Consider the following 220-nt stretch of genomic DNA (forward strand, 5'->3'; position numbering starts at 1 on the left):
GGTGAGAGTCAACTAATGTTGGCGCTTAAATCTGGTAAAGTTATTCGCTTTGTGGAGGCCAAAACTAGACCGTTGGGTAGTAATGCTTCTGGTGTTAGAGGGATTACTCTGGCGAATGATAATGATGAAGTGATTGGTATGGTTGCAGTAGATGATATGGAAAGTAATATCCTTGTCGTGTCAGAAAATGGTTATGGTAAACGATCTAGTTTGGGTGACT

General features: G+C 40.9%; 1 protein-coding gene. It reads left to right on the forward strand.

Going from position 1 to position 220, the window contains the following annotated elements:
* On the forward strand, positions 1-220 hold a 220-nt coding region (locus ACRHOC_RS15630), incomplete at both ends, for a DNA gyrase C-terminal beta-propeller domain-containing protein (protein WP_431159495.1).

Origin of the sequence: Winogradskyella poriferorum (assembly GCF_050618035.1) — a bacterium.
GTDB classification, from domain to species: domain Bacteria; phylum Bacteroidota; class Bacteroidia; order Flavobacteriales; family Flavobacteriaceae; genus Winogradskyella; species Winogradskyella poriferorum_A.